The 17893-nt window shown below is 43.8% G+C and carries 17 protein-coding genes; 12 read left to right on the plus strand and 5 right to left on the minus strand.

Features of this window, described 5'->3' with window-relative positions:
* Positions 1-49: 49 nt before the first annotated feature.
* The 6 genes from myaer_RS03745 to apcB all read left to right on the plus strand — a co-directional run bounded on the left by myaer_RS03745 (position 50) and on the right by apcB (position 7796).
* Positions 50-2503, plus strand: coding sequence for a PAS domain-containing protein (locus tag myaer_RS03745; protein WP_046661009.1), 2454 nt, complete (start codon positions 50-52; stop codon positions 2501-2503).
* A 74-nt stretch (positions 2504-2577) separates the two neighbouring features.
* The gene (locus tag myaer_RS03750; protein ID WP_046661010.1) at positions 2578-3039 is read left to right on the plus strand and encodes a hypothetical protein; all 462 of its coding nucleotides are present in this window, start codon (positions 2578-2580) and stop codon (positions 3037-3039) included.
* Positions 3036-3677: a hypothetical protein gene (locus myaer_RS03755; RefSeq protein ID WP_046661011.1), complete on the plus strand. Its 642-nt coding sequence runs from the start codon at positions 3036-3038 to the stop codon at positions 3675-3677. Before myaer_RS03750 ends, myaer_RS03755 begins: the two co-directional genes overlap by 4 nt.
* Positions 3678-3728: 51 nt before the next feature.
* Positions 3729-5693 (plus strand): single-stranded-DNA-specific exonuclease RecJ, encoded by a 1965-nt coding sequence (recJ, locus tag myaer_RS03760; protein ID WP_046661012.1) that lies wholly within the window; start codon positions 3729-3731, stop codon positions 5691-5693.
* 168 nt (positions 5694-5861) lie between these two features.
* Positions 5862-6995, plus strand: coding sequence for a glutamate 5-kinase (proB, locus tag myaer_RS03765; protein ID WP_046661013.1), 1134 nt, complete (start codon positions 5862-5864; stop codon positions 6993-6995).
* A gap of 207 nt (positions 6996-7202) precedes the next feature.
* Entirely contained in the window at positions 7203-7796 is a 594-nt protein-coding gene (gene apcB, locus myaer_RS03770; RefSeq protein WP_004266814.1) for an allophycocyanin subunit beta, read from the plus strand.
* Between the two features lie 63 nt (positions 7797-7859).
* Here apcB and ruvX read toward each other — a convergent pair whose 3' ends face one another.
* Genes ruvX through myaer_RS22275 form a run of 3 tightly spaced genes read right to left on the minus strand, consistent with a single transcriptional unit; the run spans position 7860 to position 9734 of the window.
* Entirely contained in the window at positions 7860-8339 is a 480-nt protein-coding gene (ruvX, locus tag myaer_RS03775; protein ID WP_046661014.1) for a Holliday junction resolvase RuvX, read from the minus strand.
* Positions 8339-9580 (minus strand): GNAT family N-acetyltransferase, encoded by a 1242-nt coding sequence (locus tag myaer_RS03780; protein WP_002802762.1) that lies wholly within the window; start codon positions 9578-9580, stop codon positions 8339-8341. Before myaer_RS03780 ends, ruvX begins: the two co-directional genes overlap by 1 nt.
* Positions 9581-9608: 28 nt before the next feature.
* Positions 9609-9734 carry a hypothetical protein gene (locus myaer_RS22275; protein ID WP_268807312.1) on the minus strand — a complete coding sequence of 42 codons (126 nt, stop codon included), beginning with the start codon at positions 9732-9734 and terminating at the stop codon, positions 9609-9611.
* Positions 9735-9792: 58 nt separating this feature from the next.
* Between myaer_RS22275 and myaer_RS03785 the strand changes: the two genes are divergently transcribed.
* Complete coding sequence (locus tag myaer_RS03785; RefSeq protein WP_002802760.1) at positions 9793-10299, plus strand: hypothetical protein; 507 nt, start codon at positions 9793-9795, stop codon at positions 10297-10299.
* Between the two features lie 8 nt (positions 10300-10307).
* Positions 10308-10715, plus strand: coding sequence for an MAPEG family protein (locus myaer_RS03790; protein WP_002802758.1), 408 nt, complete (start codon positions 10308-10310; stop codon positions 10713-10715).
* A gap of 90 nt (positions 10716-10805) precedes the next feature.
* On the opposite strand, the gene myaer_RS03795 is transcribed toward myaer_RS03790, so the two are convergent.
* Positions 10806-11846, minus strand: coding sequence for an adenosine deaminase (locus myaer_RS03795; RefSeq protein WP_046661015.1), 1041 nt, complete (start codon positions 11844-11846; stop codon positions 10806-10808).
* A gap of 276 nt (positions 11847-12122) precedes the next feature.
* Here myaer_RS03795 and myaer_RS03800 point away from each other — a divergent pair, with 276 nt between their 5' ends.
* Entirely contained in the window at positions 12123-12953 is an 831-nt protein-coding gene (locus tag myaer_RS03800; protein WP_046661016.1) for a hypothetical protein, read from the plus strand.
* A gap of 6 nt (positions 12954-12959) precedes the next feature.
* Here myaer_RS03800 and myaer_RS03805 read toward each other — a convergent pair whose 3' ends face one another.
* Complete coding sequence (locus tag myaer_RS03805) at positions 12960-13850, minus strand: alpha/beta fold hydrolase (RefSeq protein WP_046661017.1); 891 nt, start codon at positions 13848-13850, stop codon at positions 12960-12962.
* A gap of 365 nt (positions 13851-14215) precedes the next feature.
* Between myaer_RS03805 and myaer_RS03815 the strand changes: the two genes are divergently transcribed.
* From myaer_RS03815 to myaer_RS03825, 3 genes are all read left to right on the plus strand, one after another.
* On the plus strand, positions 14216-15184 hold the full coding sequence (locus myaer_RS03815; RefSeq protein ID WP_046661018.1) for a DUF4351 domain-containing protein: 969 nt from the start codon (positions 14216-14218) through the stop codon (positions 15182-15184).
* Between the two features lie 357 nt (positions 15185-15541).
* Positions 15542-16846 (plus strand): calcium-binding protein, encoded by a 1305-nt coding sequence (locus myaer_RS03820; protein ID WP_052734158.1) that lies wholly within the window; start codon positions 15542-15544, stop codon positions 16844-16846.
* The gene (locus tag myaer_RS03825) at positions 16843-17832 is read left to right on the plus strand and encodes a transposase family protein (RefSeq protein ID WP_046660511.1); all 990 of its coding nucleotides are present in this window, start codon (positions 16843-16845) and stop codon (positions 17830-17832) included. The genes myaer_RS03820 and myaer_RS03825 overlap by 4 nt, the downstream gene beginning before the upstream one ends.
* Positions 17833-17893: the final 61 nt, after the last annotated feature.

Consider the following 17893-nt stretch of genomic DNA (forward strand, 5'->3'; position numbering starts at 1 on the left):
TTAGTGAACAGTGAACAGTAAACAGTCAACTGACATCTGATAACTGATTATGAGTGATTTTGAGGAACTAGAGCCTAAAAAACGGGAATTAGAGGCTGTTATCCAGTCTTGGCAGCAGGAAAGGGAGACTTTTAAGCAAATTCAGCAGGAATGGCAGGAACATAAGGAACGTTGGCAATTAATCCTGCAAGGGGGTAACGACGGCATTTGGGATTGGAATGTCAGAACGCAAACTCTCTTTGTCTCGCCGCGCTGGAAGGAGATGTTAGGCTATAGTGACGGGGAAATTGCCAATCATTTCGATACATGGAAAAATTTACTACATCCTGAGGATCTCGATCGCGTGCTTAACTGTTTGCAAGCATATATTCACCGGGAAATTCCCGAATATCGAGCCGAATTTCGTCTCCTCTGCAAGGATGGCAGTTATAAATGGATTTTAGCCCGGGGAGAGGCTCTCTGGGATGAGTCGGGGCAGCCCCTACGCATGGCAGGTTCCCACACGGATATTAATGAGCGCAAAAAACGGGAAAAAGCCCTAGAAATACAGTCCTATCGCGATAATTTGCTTTCGCGGGTGACAAGATTACTAATTGCTCAAGATATCCACTCGGCGATCGATCATACCCTAGAACTGCTCTGTCAATTTACCCAGAGCGCTCACTGTTACATTATTCAATATTCCACCTGTCGTCAGCAGTGGAGTATGGTTTATGAATACTGTCACCCCGACTATCCGCAAGTTATCCCGATTCGGGAACAATCACAAAATCTCTCGACGGAAACCTTTCCTTGGTTTTCCGAACAATTATTAAACGGTATTCCAGTTAAACTGAACTCTTTAGACGATTTACCTCCTACTGCTATCCCTGAAAGAACTATTCTCGCTCATAGTTCTACTCCCTGTCTCTTAATCGTTCCTATGTGGGATAGTTCCGGGGTAACGGTGGGTTATCTGGGATTGGATGCTAGTGCAGAAAAGCAGTGGACGAAAGAAGATGTCACCTTTGTGCGGTTGGTGGGAGAATTAATTGCGATCGCACAAAGTAGATATGAAGCGGAAAAAGAATTAAAAGAGGCTAAGGAAACGGCAATTAAAGCAAATAAAGCTAAAAGTGAGTTTCTAGCTAACATGAGCCACGAATTACGCACTCCTCTTAATGCTATCTTGGGTTTTACTCGCTTAATATCCCGGGATAGCAGCATCAGCAGTGAATATCGCCAATATTTGGAAATTGTCAATCGTAGCGGGGAACATTTACTAGAGTTAATCAACGATATTCTAGAAATGTCGAAGATAGAAGCGGGAAGAACGGTTTTTAATCCTAGTAATTTCGATTTATACGCTCTTTTAGATAATATTGCCGAAATGCTCCGTCCCCAAGCGCAAGCAAAAGCTTTAAGCTTAATTTTTGATCGCAGCTCCGATCTGCCTCAATATATATGTACTGATGAAAGCAAATTGCGACAGGTGTTAATCAATCTCTTGGGTAACGGATTGAAGTTTACCGAGTCGGGAGGGGTGACTCTCCGGGGAAAAGTAGGGGAGAAAAGAGGAGATTATCAGCGATTGCTCTGGGAAATTGAAGATACAGGCGCAGGAATCGCCCCAGAGGAGATTTATAAGCTATTTCAACCCTTTAACCAAACGGAAACGGGACGAAAATCCCAACAGGGGACAGGATTGGGTTTACCTATCAGTAAAAAATTTGTTGAGTTGATGGGGGGTGCGATCGGAGTTAGTAGTATTCTGGGTCAAGGAAGTGTTTTTAGTTTTGATATTCAGGTGGGTTTGGTGGGGGAAAATGAGATTAAAACCGAAACCAATAGGGCAAAAGTTATCGCTTTAGCCGAAAATCAGCCTAAATATCGCATATTAGTCGTCGATGATCGACCGGAAAGCCGTTTACTGTTACTGAAACTCCTGACTAGCCTAGGATTATCCGTGCAAGAGGCTGCTAATGGTCAAGAAGCGATCGCAATTTGGCAAGCATGGCAACCTCATCTTATCTGGATGGACATGAGAATGCCAGTGAAAGACGGTTACGAAGCAACCAGGGAAATTCGGCAGTTAGAGGCTGATAATCGCGGAAAAACGGTGATAATTGCCCTAACTGCCAGCGCTTTTGAAGAGGATCGCGCCTTGGTTATTGCCGCCGGTTGTGATGATTTCGTGCGTAAACCTTTCCGAGAGGAATTTATCTGGCAAAAAATGAGCGAATATCTGGGATTAAAATATATTTATGCCGATAATGAGCCAAATCAATCCAATTATTCGCCAGTTTTCCTCGATTCCCTGCAATCCCTATTAAAATTAATCAGTCCCGACTGGATTAGACAATTGCAACAAGCGGCGCGAGAATGTGATGATGAAAAAATTATCGCCCTAACCGCCGAAATTCCCCCCGATTATGCTACCCTTGCCCAAGGTTTACAACAGTTAGCCAGAGAATTTTCCTTTGATGCGATCGAAACCATAATTAGAGATTTAAACATATCTTAAGAGAGTATTTTATCTAGATCTCAAAAACGTGATATTCTAAAGGCATAAATCCCTAAATATCACAATTTTAAAGGATGAAACTGTTAAAAATGCTCATCGGTACTTGGTTAATACTACCGATTTTTTCTGTTCATGCTCAAGTTCCCTCGCTGCCCCCAATTAAGCAAAATTCCCCCAATCTTGGTGATCTACCGAATAATCCCACCCAGCAGAAAAATTGGCTTTGTAACCAAGGAGATCAACGCATTGCCGTGGCTGCCAAAGAAGTGCAAGGTTGGAAAGAATTAATTGAAAAACAAGGTTGGCAATGTCGTGAAGGAAATGCCGATATACCCGCTCAAACTCTCGGCTTTTCCTGCGAACCAGAACAAACCCTCGGCATCTTGACAGTTTACTGGTTAAATGGTAGTAATGGTCAACAACAATTAAGCCAATGGCGAGATAAATTAGCAGCACAACAGGGGATGGTTTGTACCATTAATAACGTGCGGTTATTCGATACTCAAGAAAATATACCCAACCCATTACAACCATGATTAAATTAGCAATTTTGCCTCAATCTATTCTCCTGGGTATCAGTTTACTATTAAATAATTCTCTGCCCTTACTTGCCCAATCTACACCCCTGAGCGTCGATAATTTAAGAAATACCGTCTATAACATTCCCAATCGAGGTTCCGTAATTGTCAGCGATGGTATTTTTCAATCTAACGAAGGACCAATTTTAGGAGTGCAAGTTAGTCGAGAAGCTTTGATGGGGGACTATAATAATGATCAAAGGACTGATGGTATTGTCGTATTAAGAGTGATTACTAGAAATCAACAGCAATTACATTATTTAGCCCTAGTGATTGATAATAATGGTACTGCCACTAACACCGATACTGTCCTGTTAGCCGATCGAGTAATTGTCGATAATCTGAGTGCTAAAGATGGTATGATCACCGTCAATATGAGAAGATTTCTCCCCCGGGATCCTTCCTGTTGTCCGTCGGGAGTCATTACCCAACAATTTGCAATCAATCCTAGTATTAATCAATTGACTTTACTGAGTACCAACGAAAGTCAACCCACCACCCCAAATGTGCAGGTAATACCTGGTTCTCCCCTGAGAATTAATAATAATAATCTCCCCTTTCAACCTCCCGCTGGAGCCATCCAAATCCGCTTTTAACCTTGTTTTTGGTGCGTTACTAACGCACCCTACCTTTTTCCTTAACAAAAAATGACCTACAAATATCCCATCCAACGCTGGTATATTGCCGCGACTAATCCCGAAAAAATTGAGGGTTTAGCGCGGGAAATGGGACTATCATCGTTATTAGCAACTATCTTAATTAATCGCGGTATTGATACCCCCGAATTAGCTAAAACTTATATAGATCCTGAAGCGGATACCTTACCCTCTCCCCTGGGAGAATTTCCCGACTTAGAAAAAAGTGTCAATTTATTAGTAAAAGCGATCGCCAGAGGCGATAAAATTGCTATCTGTGGGGACTACGATGCCGACGGCATGACCAGTACATCTTTACTGTTAAGAGCCTTGAGACATCTCGGTGCTAGGGTAAATCATGCCATACCCAGTCGCATGAAAGAGGGATACGGAATTAATCAGCGCATTGTCGAAGAATTTGCCGAGTCGGGAGTCGGATTGATTCTCACCGTTGATAATGGTATTTCCGCTCACGAACCGATCGCCCTAGCGATAGAATTAGGATTAAAAGTTATTATCACCGATCATCACGATCTGCCGCCAATTTTACCAAATGCCTCCGCTATTCTCAACCCGAAATTATTAACCCCGAACTCTCCCTATCAGGGATTAGCGGGGGTGGGAGTCGCCTATATTTTAGCGGTGACAACTGCCCAAAAAATGGGTAAATTACAGGGATTAACCGAGTCATTATTAGCATTATTTACCCTAGGCACTATAGCAGATTTAGCCCCATTAATCGGGGTAAATCGTCGCTGGTTAAAACGGGGTTTAAGAAAATTACCCAAATCTCAATTAGTCGGCATTCAATCCCTGATGCAAATAGCGGGAATTAGCGAGGAACAAAAGCAATTACAACCGGATGATATTGGCTTTAAATTAGGACCGAGAATTAATGCCATTGGCAGAATTGGTGATCCCCAGATAGTTATTGAATTATTAACCACCGATGATGCCGGAATTGCCTTAGAAAGAGCGATGCAGTGCGAACAAATTAATCGTACCCGTCAAGAATTGTGCGAAAAAATTGAAGAAGAAGCGATTAAATTGGTCGAAGAAACTCCGATTCTTTGGCAAAAAGATCGAGGTTTAGTTTTAGTCGAAAAAGATTGGCATCATGGGGTAATTGGTATTGTGGCCTCCCGTTTGGTGGAACGCTACGGAGTGCCGGTTTTTATTGGTACTTACGAGGAAGAAGATACGGGTAAAATTCGCGGTTCTGCCAGAGGAATTGAAGAATTTCACGTTTTTGAAGCCCTGCAATTTTGCCAAGATTTACTAGGAAAATTTGGCGGTCATAAAATGGCGGGTGGTTTTAGTTTACCCACAGCTAATTTACTAGCATTTAAACAAAGATTAAGTCAATTTTCTCACAAAATTTTACAAATAGAACAATTAAAACCTTTAATCAAAATTGATACTATCCTAGACTTTAAACAAATAAACCTGCAACTTTTTCAACAAATTGATAGTTTGCAACCCTGGGGAATTGGGAATGAATTACCCGTTTTTTGGACTCCTAACGTGCGAATAGTAGAACAGAAAACTATCGGAAAAAATCATTTAAAATTATTGCTGGCTCAAAGGGATGATACCAGAATTCAAGCCCTAGCTTGGCGTTGGGGCGAATATTGTCCTTTACCAACTCGTTTAGATATTGCCTATAAACTCAAAGAAAATACCTGGAATGGTAATACAACCATAGAAATTGAATTAGTGGGAGTGCGATTACCCCAAGAAAATGATAATATTAAAAAAGCAATTTTTATGCACGCAGATAAAATGTATCAATGTAGTTTTTGGGCTGATTTAAACGAGATTCGCATCAAAAATGAACAGGGCGATATTTTAGTCGTCCAGAAAGGCCAGCGCATTGGTTTATTAGGCAAAAATCGACAACAAGCGAGAGAAGTCAACGTGACTGAACCCCGTTTTTATACTTTAATTAAAGTTGCCATCAAAGCTTTGGCTATCTAAGTAGCTGGTTATAATTAAATTAAAAATCGATTTTAGGTTCGATCCCCCCTGCCCCCCTTAATAAGGTAGGGTTGATTCATGAATCAACCCTACCCTTGATAACGGGGGTGTCTGATAATTTTTAACGCCTACCTACTTAGCAAAACCTCCAAAAAAAGCGCCTTGACGATGAACCAAACCATAGTGATCAAAATCGGTACTTCCAGTTTGACCGATAATCAAACCGGCCAATTATCCCTCTCCACGATCGCCGCTTTAGTGGAAGTCCTCACCCGGTTGCGCGCTGCCGGTCATCGGGTGGTATTAGTATCTTCCGGGGCCGTGGGGGTGGGCTGCCGTCGTCTGGGAATACAGGAAAGACCGAAAAAAATCGCCCTCAAACAAGCGATCGCAGCCGTCGGACAAGGTCGTCTGATGCGGATCTATGATGACCTCTTTACCAGTCTTGGTCAACCGATCGCCCAAATTTTGCTGACCCGTCCCGAATTGATGGAACGCACCTGTTATGTCAACGCCTATAATACCTTTCAGGCTTTGTTTGAATTAGGGGTAATTGCCATTGTCAACGAAAATGATACGGTGGCGATCGATGAGTTAAAATTCGGCGATAATGACACTTTATCAGCCCTTGTCGCCAGTTTAATCGAGGCTGACTGGTTATTTATCCTCACCGATGTGGATCGCCTCTACAGTGCCGATCCGCGGCTATTTCCCGAAGCTGCGGCCATTGCCCGAGTTAGTCCCGCAGAATTAGCGCAACTATCGATCGATGCCGGTAGTAGTGGCAGTCAGTGGGGGACCGGGGGTATGGCGACTAAATTGGCCGCGGCCCGGATTGCCACCAGCGCCGGGGTAGAAATGGCGATTACTAGGGGAGGGCAGCCCAGCAATATCTTAAAAATTATGGCAGGAGAGGCGATTGGAACCCGTTTTGAGGCCCAAAAACGCAGTGATAACGCCCGCAAACGCTGGATCGCCTACGGACTAATGCCCATGGGTAAAATCTATCTCGATGCCGGGGCGATTCAAGCCATTTGTCAGGGGGGAAAATCTCTCCTCGCGGCCGGAATCACCAAAGTGGAGGGGGAATTTAGCGCCTCGGAATCGGTGCAATTGTGCGATCAAGAAGGCCGGGAAGTGGCCCGGGGAATTGTTAATTATAGTAGTGAGGAGATCGATCGAGTTAAAGGTCAACATTCCGAGCGTATTGCCAGTTTATTGGGTTATATGGCTGCAGAAACCATTATTCATCGGGATAATCTCGTCATTTTGAGTGCCTCGTCCACCAACTCGACTAAGTAGTCGTGCAAAATAAATTTCCTAGTGAAGATAGGCAAGAGGCAATAGGCAAGAGGCAAAAGCTTTATCGAAATGTGTAATTAATTTTGCCTAGGTACTTAATAAGGGATAATTCCGCCACCCTGAGCAAGTCCAGCCAATGCCTTAAATGTAAAGAAATGTCTCAAAAAAACAACAAATTGTTAGACAAGCAAGAGAGTTAGACTAGGGATGTCCCCCGAAGTTCAACCCTGTGAGATTATAAATAAAGCGAAACTCAAAAATGTCTTTATTGCTGTTGGGAGAAACTTAATAATGCGAGACGCGGTAACTAGCCTGATTAGAAAATACGATGTCACCGGACGTTATCTCGATCGAGATGCGATCGATAATCTTAAACAATATTTTGCCTCGGGAACTGCCCGTCTAGCTGCCGCCGCCCTCATTAACGCTAATTCGGCGGCGCTCGTGCGTGGGGCGGCGATTCGTCTATTTGAAGAAGTTCCCGAATTGATCCGCGCTGGGGGTAATGCCTACACCACCCGTCGTTATTCTGCCTGTCTGCGGGATATGGATTACTATCTCCGCTATGCCAGTTATGCCCTAGTAGCTGCTGATACTAATGTTCTAGATGAGCGGGTGCTGCAAGGACTGCGGGAAACCTATAATTCCCTCGGTGTTCCCATCGGTCCGACGGTGCGCGGTATCCAAATCATGAGCGAAATGATTCAAACCATGGCTACTGAGGCGGGTATTGCCGACACCTCTTTGATCGCTGAACCCTTTGATCATCTCACTCGCGAATTAAGCGAAGTCTCTATCTAAATTCAGTTATCAGTTATCGGTTAGGAAAGGCAAGAGGCAACAGGCAAGAGGCAAGAGTATTTATTAATTTGTCTCCCGTCTCCTGTCTCCTGTCTCCTGTCTCCCGTCTCCTGAATTATTAACTCGCCGTCGGCGATCGAGCCATTGTTGTAAAATAATCGCCGCCGCTTCCCGATCGATCGCTCCCTTATCCCAAGAGGAAAACTGTTTTTTGGCTTTTAAGAATTCTTCCGCCTCTAGGGACGTGCAACGCTCATCAATGTATTCCAGGGGTAAATCCAAGGCGATGGCTAGTTTCTGGGCGTATTTTTGCACCTGTTGGGCCTGAAATCCTAACTCTCCCGCCATGGTATAGGGCAGTCCCGCCACCAAAATCTTAATATTTCTTTCCTTGACAATCGCCTTAAATTGTGCTATGTCGGCAACAAAGGAAGAACGGATAATCGTGGTTAAACCGGTGGCGATTAAACCTGTACCGTCACATCCTGCCACTCCTACCCGTTTTTTGCCGATATCCAAGCCCAGGGCGGCGACTCTTTCCATTACACTGGATGCCCCTGATCGGGGGGTTCCGAGGGCGGTTTAACTGGGGGAAGTTCCCCCGGACTGTCGAGGGAGTCCAGGGGGGGATTATTGGGCCATTTTAACCAAGACATCCGACTAGGGATAGGAGTTCGCGGCACCGATTGTAAACCCTGCAGCATTTCTGCTAGGGCGGAATTTTCCGGCTTAGTTTCGCGAATTTTGTGCCATACCGAGCGCGACATCATCAGGGTGTGGGAACTGCGGATCGCTCCCAATTGTTCCAGATATTCCCGTCTTTCGTGCTGATAATCAGCAGATATCAACTCTAGCGAGCGAGGGGGATACTTGCGAGTGATCTGGGCCATCTGGATTAATAACTTAGGATAGAGCCAAGTGTAGGCGGGATGGACAATTAATTTCGCTTGATGGGGTCGCTCATCTTGGTTAGATAGGATTAATTCAAAATAACCGATCGCCGCTTTTCGTTGTGGTTCAAAAACGTAACCGCGACTAATTTGCGGACCGCCGCACCAACTCTGACAGCGACCGAACAAACTATCAACTAAACTGATTTTAAAATCCTGGATATGGCGATCAAATACCTGACGCAGTAGCGGCGGCATAGACACACAATCTAACTGATAAAGTAATTGAGCGTCAGCATTGCTCACGGGCAGTAAATTCGGTAAATCTGCCTCTTGTTTGCTCAATTCCTGTAATAATTGCGGCGGTAAAGACCAATAGGTTAATTCCGCTAAAGGCTGAAAACCGTGTTGCCGGAAAAGCGCCAAACTGTCCTTTTGATTGATATTAACCTCTAACACCCAGGTGCGGGCTTCCCAAACCGTTTCTAGACAATAACGCAGTAATTGCGCCCCGATACCCTTGGGTTCGCTTAAAGACTCCCCCGGATGCACCCGCACCTGTTCCACCCGCCAAGTGCTGCGACTACTATTAAAAGGGGTGACTTGGATGGCCCCGCGAATTTTCCTTTCTTCTCCCCGATCCGCCGTAGACTCAGCCACATAGACATGAAAACGGTGTTGGAGAGGATTGGGAAAAAGACTGAGAATTTTAAACAACCCAAACCAAGGACGCACCCGTTGCACCTGCGTGCGGAAATTTTGGGCGCGACGATCGATATCCTCATCGAAGTCATCTAGGGTTAAAGCTTCAATGTCTTCCAAATCCCGATATTGTACGGGACGGATTGGGCGATCGCTAAAATCGTCCCCTTGGGGAACAGGAGAAGTGGTCATGGCTCTGGGGTAAATATTGTCTATGCACCTATCTTACAGCAGAATCTAGAGGCACTTCCCCACCAATAACAATTTCTGAGGGATCATAGGGGACCACCACAGAAAGAACACCTCGATCGGTAGCTGGGGTTTTTTGGGCCAAATTTCCGATCATGACAATTCGATGCTACAATAACGGACGGTTAATCAGTCCGAATTTGCAGTAAAAGTCTTTGAGTCAATCTGTAGATACCACTAACACCCTAGACACTCTAGCTCAAGAACTAGCCGCCATTCAGCAGACCGGTTCTAAGCGCGTCGCCTTATTGGGTTCCCGTCACGTTCCCATCACACACCAGCAATTGATCGAAATGATGGCCTATGCCCTCGTGCTGGGGGGCAATCGGATTATGACCTCTGGGGCGACGGGAACCAATTCCGCCGTCATTAAGGGGGCAATGCGGGCAGATCCTAATCTGTTAACCGTGATCTTACCCCAAAGTCTCGATCGCCAGCCCCTGGAATCCCAAGAACAACTCCAGCAGGTTATCCATCTGGTGGAATGTCCCGAAAATGACCATCTATCCCTAGGGGAAGCCAGCAGCCTCTGTAATCGCGAGATTATCAATCGTTGTCAACAGTTAATCTGTTTTGCTTTCCACGACAGTCAAACCCTTTTGCAAACCTGCGCGGAAGCGGAAGATCAACGCAAGCTAGTTACCCTATTTTATTTTGACTAAATTCAGCGATGAATCTCTCCGTCAGTGCCATTCTTCTCTATTCGATAGTGGCCGCCGCTATCTCTGTCTATCTACCTTTTCTGCTGGTCGCTTACGCTAGAGCTAAGGTGGGTTACAATACCTCCGCTCCCCGGGCCATGTTCGACCAACTCCCAGACTACGCTAAACGAGCAACTTGGGCCCATCAAAATGGTTTTGAAACCTTTATGATCTATAGTGCCGCCGCTCTCATGGCCTACGTTACAGGAGTCTCCTCATCCTTGGCTGCTAACTGTGCGATCGCTTTTGTGATCCTCCGGCTTCTATTTTCCCTTTTTTATATCACTAATGTCCCGATCGCTCGTTCCCTGATGTTCGGCCTTGGTTCTCTCTGTACTTATACTCTCTTTGGGTTGAGTTTAATCAAGATTCAGTAGAATTCCCCAAACCAGATGCAGGAGAGTCGAAAAACGCTATAGTTCGGGAGCGGTAAAGAAGTTGCTTAACCCGAACTATAGTTAATTCTGTTACTGATAAACCGGTAATTTGGGATTATCTACTGATAACAAACCGGTTAAAAGTGAGGCGGGTTTTTGACTATAGGGCCAGGCAAAAGCATGACGAAAAGCCGCATCTTGACAAGCTTGTAATTGTCGAAAATCGATCACGTCCAGGGTGAGTAAATTCTCGTACTCGAAGGGCAGCCGGACATTGTGTAAACCAGCATTATCGGTACAGATAGCAATATCAACCCCCGCTTCAAAACAGCGATCGAAGACTATCTTTAATTGCGATAAACTCTCAAGGGTGCCAGTTTTTAAATAGGTGGTGGGACAGACTTCTAAACATTGATGACGACGGGCAACTTCCGGCAGCAATTCCGGATATTGTAGGGGAATTTGAATACCGTGACCAATTCTTTGCAGATAGGGCAGTAATTGGGGATAACAACCGTCCTTTGTTTCGTAAAGATGGCCGGTGGTATTTAAACCCTCTTCCCTGGCATAACTGTATAAACCGGCAAATTCCTCTAGTCGAGTTTGGTAGTGGGAATCACCCCCAGCAATATCGATCGCACAGACGTATTCTCTCATCCCTAGGGCCAGATCAACGATCGCTTTGTTGACTTCGTAGGGAAGTCGCGAGTGCATACAGAGAATTTGACTGGTAATAATCGGATATTCGCTCATTTTCGAGGCTTGACCGACGATATCGACAATCGATCGCATTTGCTCGATTCGCTCTGTTTGGTTCAAATGTTCGTCGGTGCGATAGTAGGGAGTATAGCGCAATTCTAAATAGGCAAGATTCTCGAAGATGTAAGCGCCGCGAATCAGACGATAGATAAAATAGGGCAAAGTTTGGGCGGTTTGAACACTTTCGACTAGGGTATGTAATTCCAAATACTCATCTAAACTATTGCGTTCGCGGGTGTAAAATTCCTCAAAAGCGGGATATTCTGGGAATTTAGCCGCTAAATCCCGCTCATGTCTGTGAAAGTAGCGCCAGAGAATTCTCGGTACTACCGATCCCCCTAAATGCCGATGCAAATCCGCGTATAAAGCCACAACTCCGCTGCTCCTTAGTCTCTCAAATGTTCCTTAAATATAACGAAGTTTTACAATTGTTTGACAATTGCTCGCAAATAGTATCAGTACCTAGTCGGTGAACAGTGTGGGGTGTGGGGTGTGGGGTGTAGGGTGTGGGGTGTAGGGTGTGGGGTGTAGGGTGTGGGGTGTAGGGTGTGGGGAGTTTTCTCAGTGAACTGATAACTGATCACTGATCACTGATCACTGCTTAATGATTTGATAGCATGGAGGAAAACCTATCGAGGGTGAAGCGGTATGAGTGACTATAAAGATTCTTCTTCCATGCGCTATTTCTTGGCAGGATTAAAACCCTTTGCCCAACCTTTATTTTGGCTGCCGCTAGGAATATTTTCCTTAGCTCTAATTGGTTTCTCGGTATATCAACAGAATCCTGAATGGTTGGGTTCGGTATTAGATACCCCAGGAATGTCCTTGGAGGAACGCGAAATCCAGACTAAGCAGATTACCGATGCTCCTCTCCCCAGTCCTGCAACAATGCCGGCCATTCCTGCCAATAATAATACCGCTCCCCCGAACGAACCGGCCTCGCCGCAGCCTTTTAATCCTTTAAATACTAATCCCAATAACAACCAGAAACCCTCTTTATTCGCCCCGTTAATGCCGCAGACTAAGCAAAATCAGGCACCGAAGGCTAGTAAAACTCTGCAACCGATTCAAGTGCAACCGATTAGTGGCAACAATAGCAATTATCCTTTACAAAGGGAAATCGAAAATCGCTCACGGACTACTAACTTGAATAATTCTCCTAATCTCAACCCCGGGGGCAACCCGAATCAAGTCAACCCCCAAGGAAATTATTCCCCTTATCAACAAAATACTCAGCCTCTACCCTCCTGGAATAATGCCAACCCTAACCCGGTCCCCGGCCCTAGCAACCAATCCAACTATTATCAACCCCCCGTATATCAGGCCCCCGTTTACGGCAGTCAACCCAACGTCACCAGTTATCCCAATCAGGGAATGGCACCCAACAATAATGGCATCCCCAATCAAGTTCCCCCTCAAACTACTAACCGAGGTTTCTCCATCCAACAACCGATTGATACTAGGTCTTCTGGTTACTAGAGGGACTTAGATAGGAGCTTGCAGGAAGTCTAATAAAATCGGATTAACTATTTCTGGGGCTTCATCCTGGGGACAGTGGCCCAAACCAGCTAAGGGGATAAACTGTTTTACTGTCGGGAATCTTGCTAATTCTTGGCCCAAGGACAAGGGTTCCCAGGGATCCTCGCTACCCCAAAGCAGAATGGCCGGACAGGGGAGAATCGGCAGCAGGTCTTCTGGGAGTGGGCCGCCAGAATAACCGGTAAAAGCGAGGAAAACCTCGATCGCTCCCTGATCTCGGGCGGGTTTTAGGATTATTTCTACTAATTCCTCCGTTACCGCTTCCGAGCGCCGATAAGCTTGCAGGAGAATTTTACGCACTGTCTGGGGTTTAGCGATCTGTTGGAAGAAAAAAGCCCCAATTGCTTTATTTTTGAGAATTATTTGGGCAAAATCTGCGCCTAAACGACGATACCAGGGTAATTCCCCCCGTTTTCTTTCGTGCAGTAGTCTGAGGGAACAATTAATCGCCGCTACCCCAAGGACAAAATCAGGATGATCGACGGCAGCCTGCATAATGGCCACGCAACCGATGGAATTACCCGCCAAAAAAGCGGGACCCCCCACCACTTCCCGACAAAAATCGGCAATCTGCGCCCCCCAAGTCTCGAAAGTGTAATCGATCTCCTTTTGCGGTTCGGGTTTGTCGGAACCGCCAAAACCAATTAAATCTAGGGCAAAACAGCGACATTTTTCGCCTAAAACGGGGATATTTTTGCGCCAATGTCCCCAAGATGCCCCAAATCCATGCACAAGCACGATCGCAGGTCCTGTCTCCCCCGCACTCTGATAGGTGATTTTGAATCCCCGCCAATGCCAAATTTTTGCCTGTGTCTCTAATCCTAGAATTTGTTGCATATTTTTGTTTATCTGTAAAGTATTCGTTGCTTTTCTTAATATATACTGTCGGGTTAACTGGCGGCTTAACTGATCGTCTGGAGATGATGCCAAATCCCGTCATAGTTCATCTCAAATGAACCCAACAACCGCCAATTATGATGAACCCTAGAAAGAAGTATTAAGTCACCTAGAAAACGGGTTTCTTCAAGAAACCCGTTTTCTGTGGGGTTTTTTGCGGAAAGCATACCCCTCTTTTTGTAGTTCCCCCTCTCCTCGTAGGTTAAAGGGGTAAGGTCATAACAATCCGTTGCCAAAACAGACTTTTCAGAATATAATAGAGAAGAGTAGTCATTCATCGATCAGATTCGTTAAGATGATATTACATGACTAATAATATTGACCATGACCGCTTATTTAAGGAGTTAATCTCCACCTTTTTTGTCGAATTTATCGAGTTATTTTTTCCTCAATTGATGGATTATTTAGATAGAAACTCGATTACTTTTTTAGACAAAGAAGTATTTACAGATGTCACGGAAGGAGAAAAGCATGAAAGCGATTTAGTCGCACAGGTTAAGTTTCGAGGAAAAGAATCTTTTTTTCTGATTCATGTAGAGGCGCAGGAAAGTTCCCGAAAGTGGTTTAACCGGCGAATGTTTACTTATTTTGCTCGTTTTCATGAGAAATTTGTCTTACCGATTTATCCGATTGTAATTTTTTCTTATTCAAAGCCAAAAAGAGCAGCGATTAGTCAATATGTAGTCGATTTTCCCGATTTTAAGGTATTAGAATTTAACTATCAAGTAGTGCAGTTAAATCGATTAAATTGGCGAGATTTTCTCAATCAACCGAATCCAGTTGCTTCAGCTTTGATGGCGAAGATGAACATTGCCGAGAAAGAGCGAGCCAAGGTAAAAGCGGAATGTCTGCGCTTGTTAATTACTTTAAAGTTAAATCCTGCAAAAATGCAATTAATTTCCGGATTTATTGATACATATATCAATCTAAATCCTGCCGAAGAGATACAATTTCAACAAGAAATTAGCACATTTAGTCAACCCGTACAGGAGGGAGTTATGCAAATTACCACCAGTTGGATGCGTCAAGGTATTGAACAAGGTATTGAACAAGGTATTGAACGCGGTATTGAACGCGGTATTGAACGCGGTATCGAACGGGAAAAGACATTGATTCTTCGTCAACTTAAACGCAAGTTAGGGGAGATTAATCCTTCATTGGAAACTAAAATCATGCAGTTAAGTATTGATGATGTCGAAGTATTAGGAGAAGCTTTATTCGATTTCTCTACGGTTGAAGATTTAATCAATTGGTTAAATACTTTAACTGCCTAGGTTTGACGTTAGCGAGCGTCTTGAGAAAACGGGTTTCTCGGAGAAACCCGTTTTCTGATGGCTTGAGGTTTAACCGCACCGAATTTAATTTGATTTTCTCTGATTCATGAATAAACCTGATGAAAAAAAAAAAAAAAAAAATAAGCATACTTTATATTCTATTGACAGTAGAAAAAAACGCTCTCAAAATGGTGGAAACGATTAATTGATGGTTTAATAGTTTTTTTTAGCCTAACCTCGACTGGCTACGTTTGCGGAAAACAGGCTGACTCGGCTGAATAAATAATAGCCAAGCAAATTGTGGGCATTGCCCACCCTACACAACTATTCATTTGAGAAATTTAAAGGGTTAATGTCATGACTTCTACCCTCTTGCCGAGCTTTCCTGCTGTTGACGATGTTTTGTTCAATTTCGCTCAATCTGATGGATTTTGGGCGAATTTAGAAACTGCTTTTGGCACAAGTTATGATGTGGTTAAGGCGACGCAATTACGACAGCAGTGGAAAAGTCGAGATTTTAGTCAAATTCCCCCAATTGAGGTACTTAGTGATGAGGTTTTGGGGACGGCGAATGGTGCATATTCCAGCAGTACCAATAAGATTTATCTATCAGCATCTTTTTTGAATACGGCATCGTCAGCAGCGATAATTAATGTAATTTTAGAAGAAATTGGGCATTATGTGGATGCTCAAATTAATCAGGTGGATAGCGCGGGAGATGAGGGGGCAATTTTTGCAGAGTTGGTGCAGGGAAATAGTCTGGATGTGGCAACCTTGGAGGTATTGAAAGCTGAGGATGATGCGGGGGTAATTAGTATTGGTAGCGTGAGTATTGCAGTTGAAATGGCGAATTTGACAGGGGATGGTAATAATAACAATATTTCGGGGACAAATGAGGATGATGTGATTGATGGGTTAGGGGGTAATGATACCCTAAGTGGTTTAGGGGGTAATGATAGTCTGATTGGTGGAATAGGTAATGATGCTCTCTATGGTGGTACAGGAAATGATACCTTAGACGGGGGAGATGGTCGTGATGGACTCTATGGAGAAGAGGGGGACGACTATCTCCAAGGGGGGGCAGATAATGATAACCCAGATTACTGGAATGGTAATTGGCGAGTTGGTGGACTCTACGGCGGTGCTGGAAATGACACTTTAGATGGAGGCGATGGGGATGATTATCTAGACCCTGGTGAAGGTATTGATAGTGTGATTGGGGGTGCAGGAAATGACCAAGTTCTTCTCAACTACAGCAGTGACACCAATAGCTTAACTATCAACTACACCGATGCTAACAATGGTACGGTTTCCAATGGAGAAACCATCAAAGAAATTGAAAGTTTCAATTTGTATTTGGGGAGTGGGAACGATACGGTCAATCTAAGTGCAGCGACTGGGGTAATCTATGCTGAAGGCGGCTTAGGTAACGATAACATCACTGGTGGTAAGGCTTACGACAATCTACATGGGGGAGAAGGGAATGATACCTTAGACGGGGGAGATGGACGTGATGGACTCTATGGAGAAGAGGGAGACGACTATCTCCAAGGGGGAACAGATAATGATAACCCTGACTACTGGAATAGACCTCTCCATAATTTAATTAAATCACAATATATAGGATATAATAAAACAAATAGTAACTCAAAAAAGCCATGAAAAACTACACTTGGGAATACATTCAAAAATATCCGAAACAAACTAAAAGACTATTAGGAATTGACTACCAACAACTAGAACAACTGATGGCACTTGGAAAACTTATACATCGGAAAAACCAATCAGAAATCGAAAAAACCAAAATTAGGATTAATCAACCAGGAAGCGGAACACCTCCTAAATTATCAGAAGAGGAACAAATTGTTCTAATGTTGGTTTATTTAAGACATCATCTAAGCTTTCAAATCTTAGGACTAATATTTCAAGTGAGTGAATCAACGGCTCATAATATCTTTACCTATTGGCAAAAACTTTTTGAAGGAGAGTTACCGCCAAGTTTGTTAGAACAAATAAAGAAGTGCCAAGAAGAGGAAATAATAATTGAACAATTAAGGGATTATGAGTTGATTGTCGATAGCGCAGAACAGCCCGTGGAGAGGCCGACCGATTATCAAGAACAAAAAATATATTATTCGGGAAAGCAAAAAAGACATACTTTAAAAAGTCAATTTATTGTCTTGCCAAAAGCTGAAGATATTGTTGATGTAGTTATTGGTCAACCTGGTCCGACGAGCGACATAAAAATCTGTCGGCAAACTTTAAGCAAATTCGATTCTCAACAAACTTTTATTGGAGATAAAGCTTACCTAGGAGAAAATCAAATCAGAACTCCTGATAAAAAACCTAAGAATGGAGAATTAACCGAGAATCAAATTAAAGAAAATAAAGTTTTATCATCTCGGCGAATTTTTGTTGAGCATTTAATTCGAGTTGTCAAAGTATTTAAAGTAGTTCAAGAAAGATTTAGATTAAATAAAAGTCGATATAAATCGGTTTTACTGACCGTTTGTGGCTTAGTAAGGTTGAGAATTAGTGCGCTAATTTTAGAAGTAATAGAAGGGGAGCAATCAGGGGAAGTAATTGACGTTATAATTAGCCATAGTTTTCCGTCAAAATTGGATTTTGTCTCTTCAAACCCTGATTAATCGGTTTTGAGAGCTAATTTTGACTCTTGGTCTAATCTGCCTCTCTTCCTTGCTGTGACTG

It is taken from the genome of Microcystis aeruginosa NIES-2549 (assembly GCF_000981785.2).
GTDB lineage: Bacteria > Cyanobacteriota > Cyanobacteriia > Cyanobacteriales > Microcystaceae > Microcystis > Microcystis aeruginosa_C.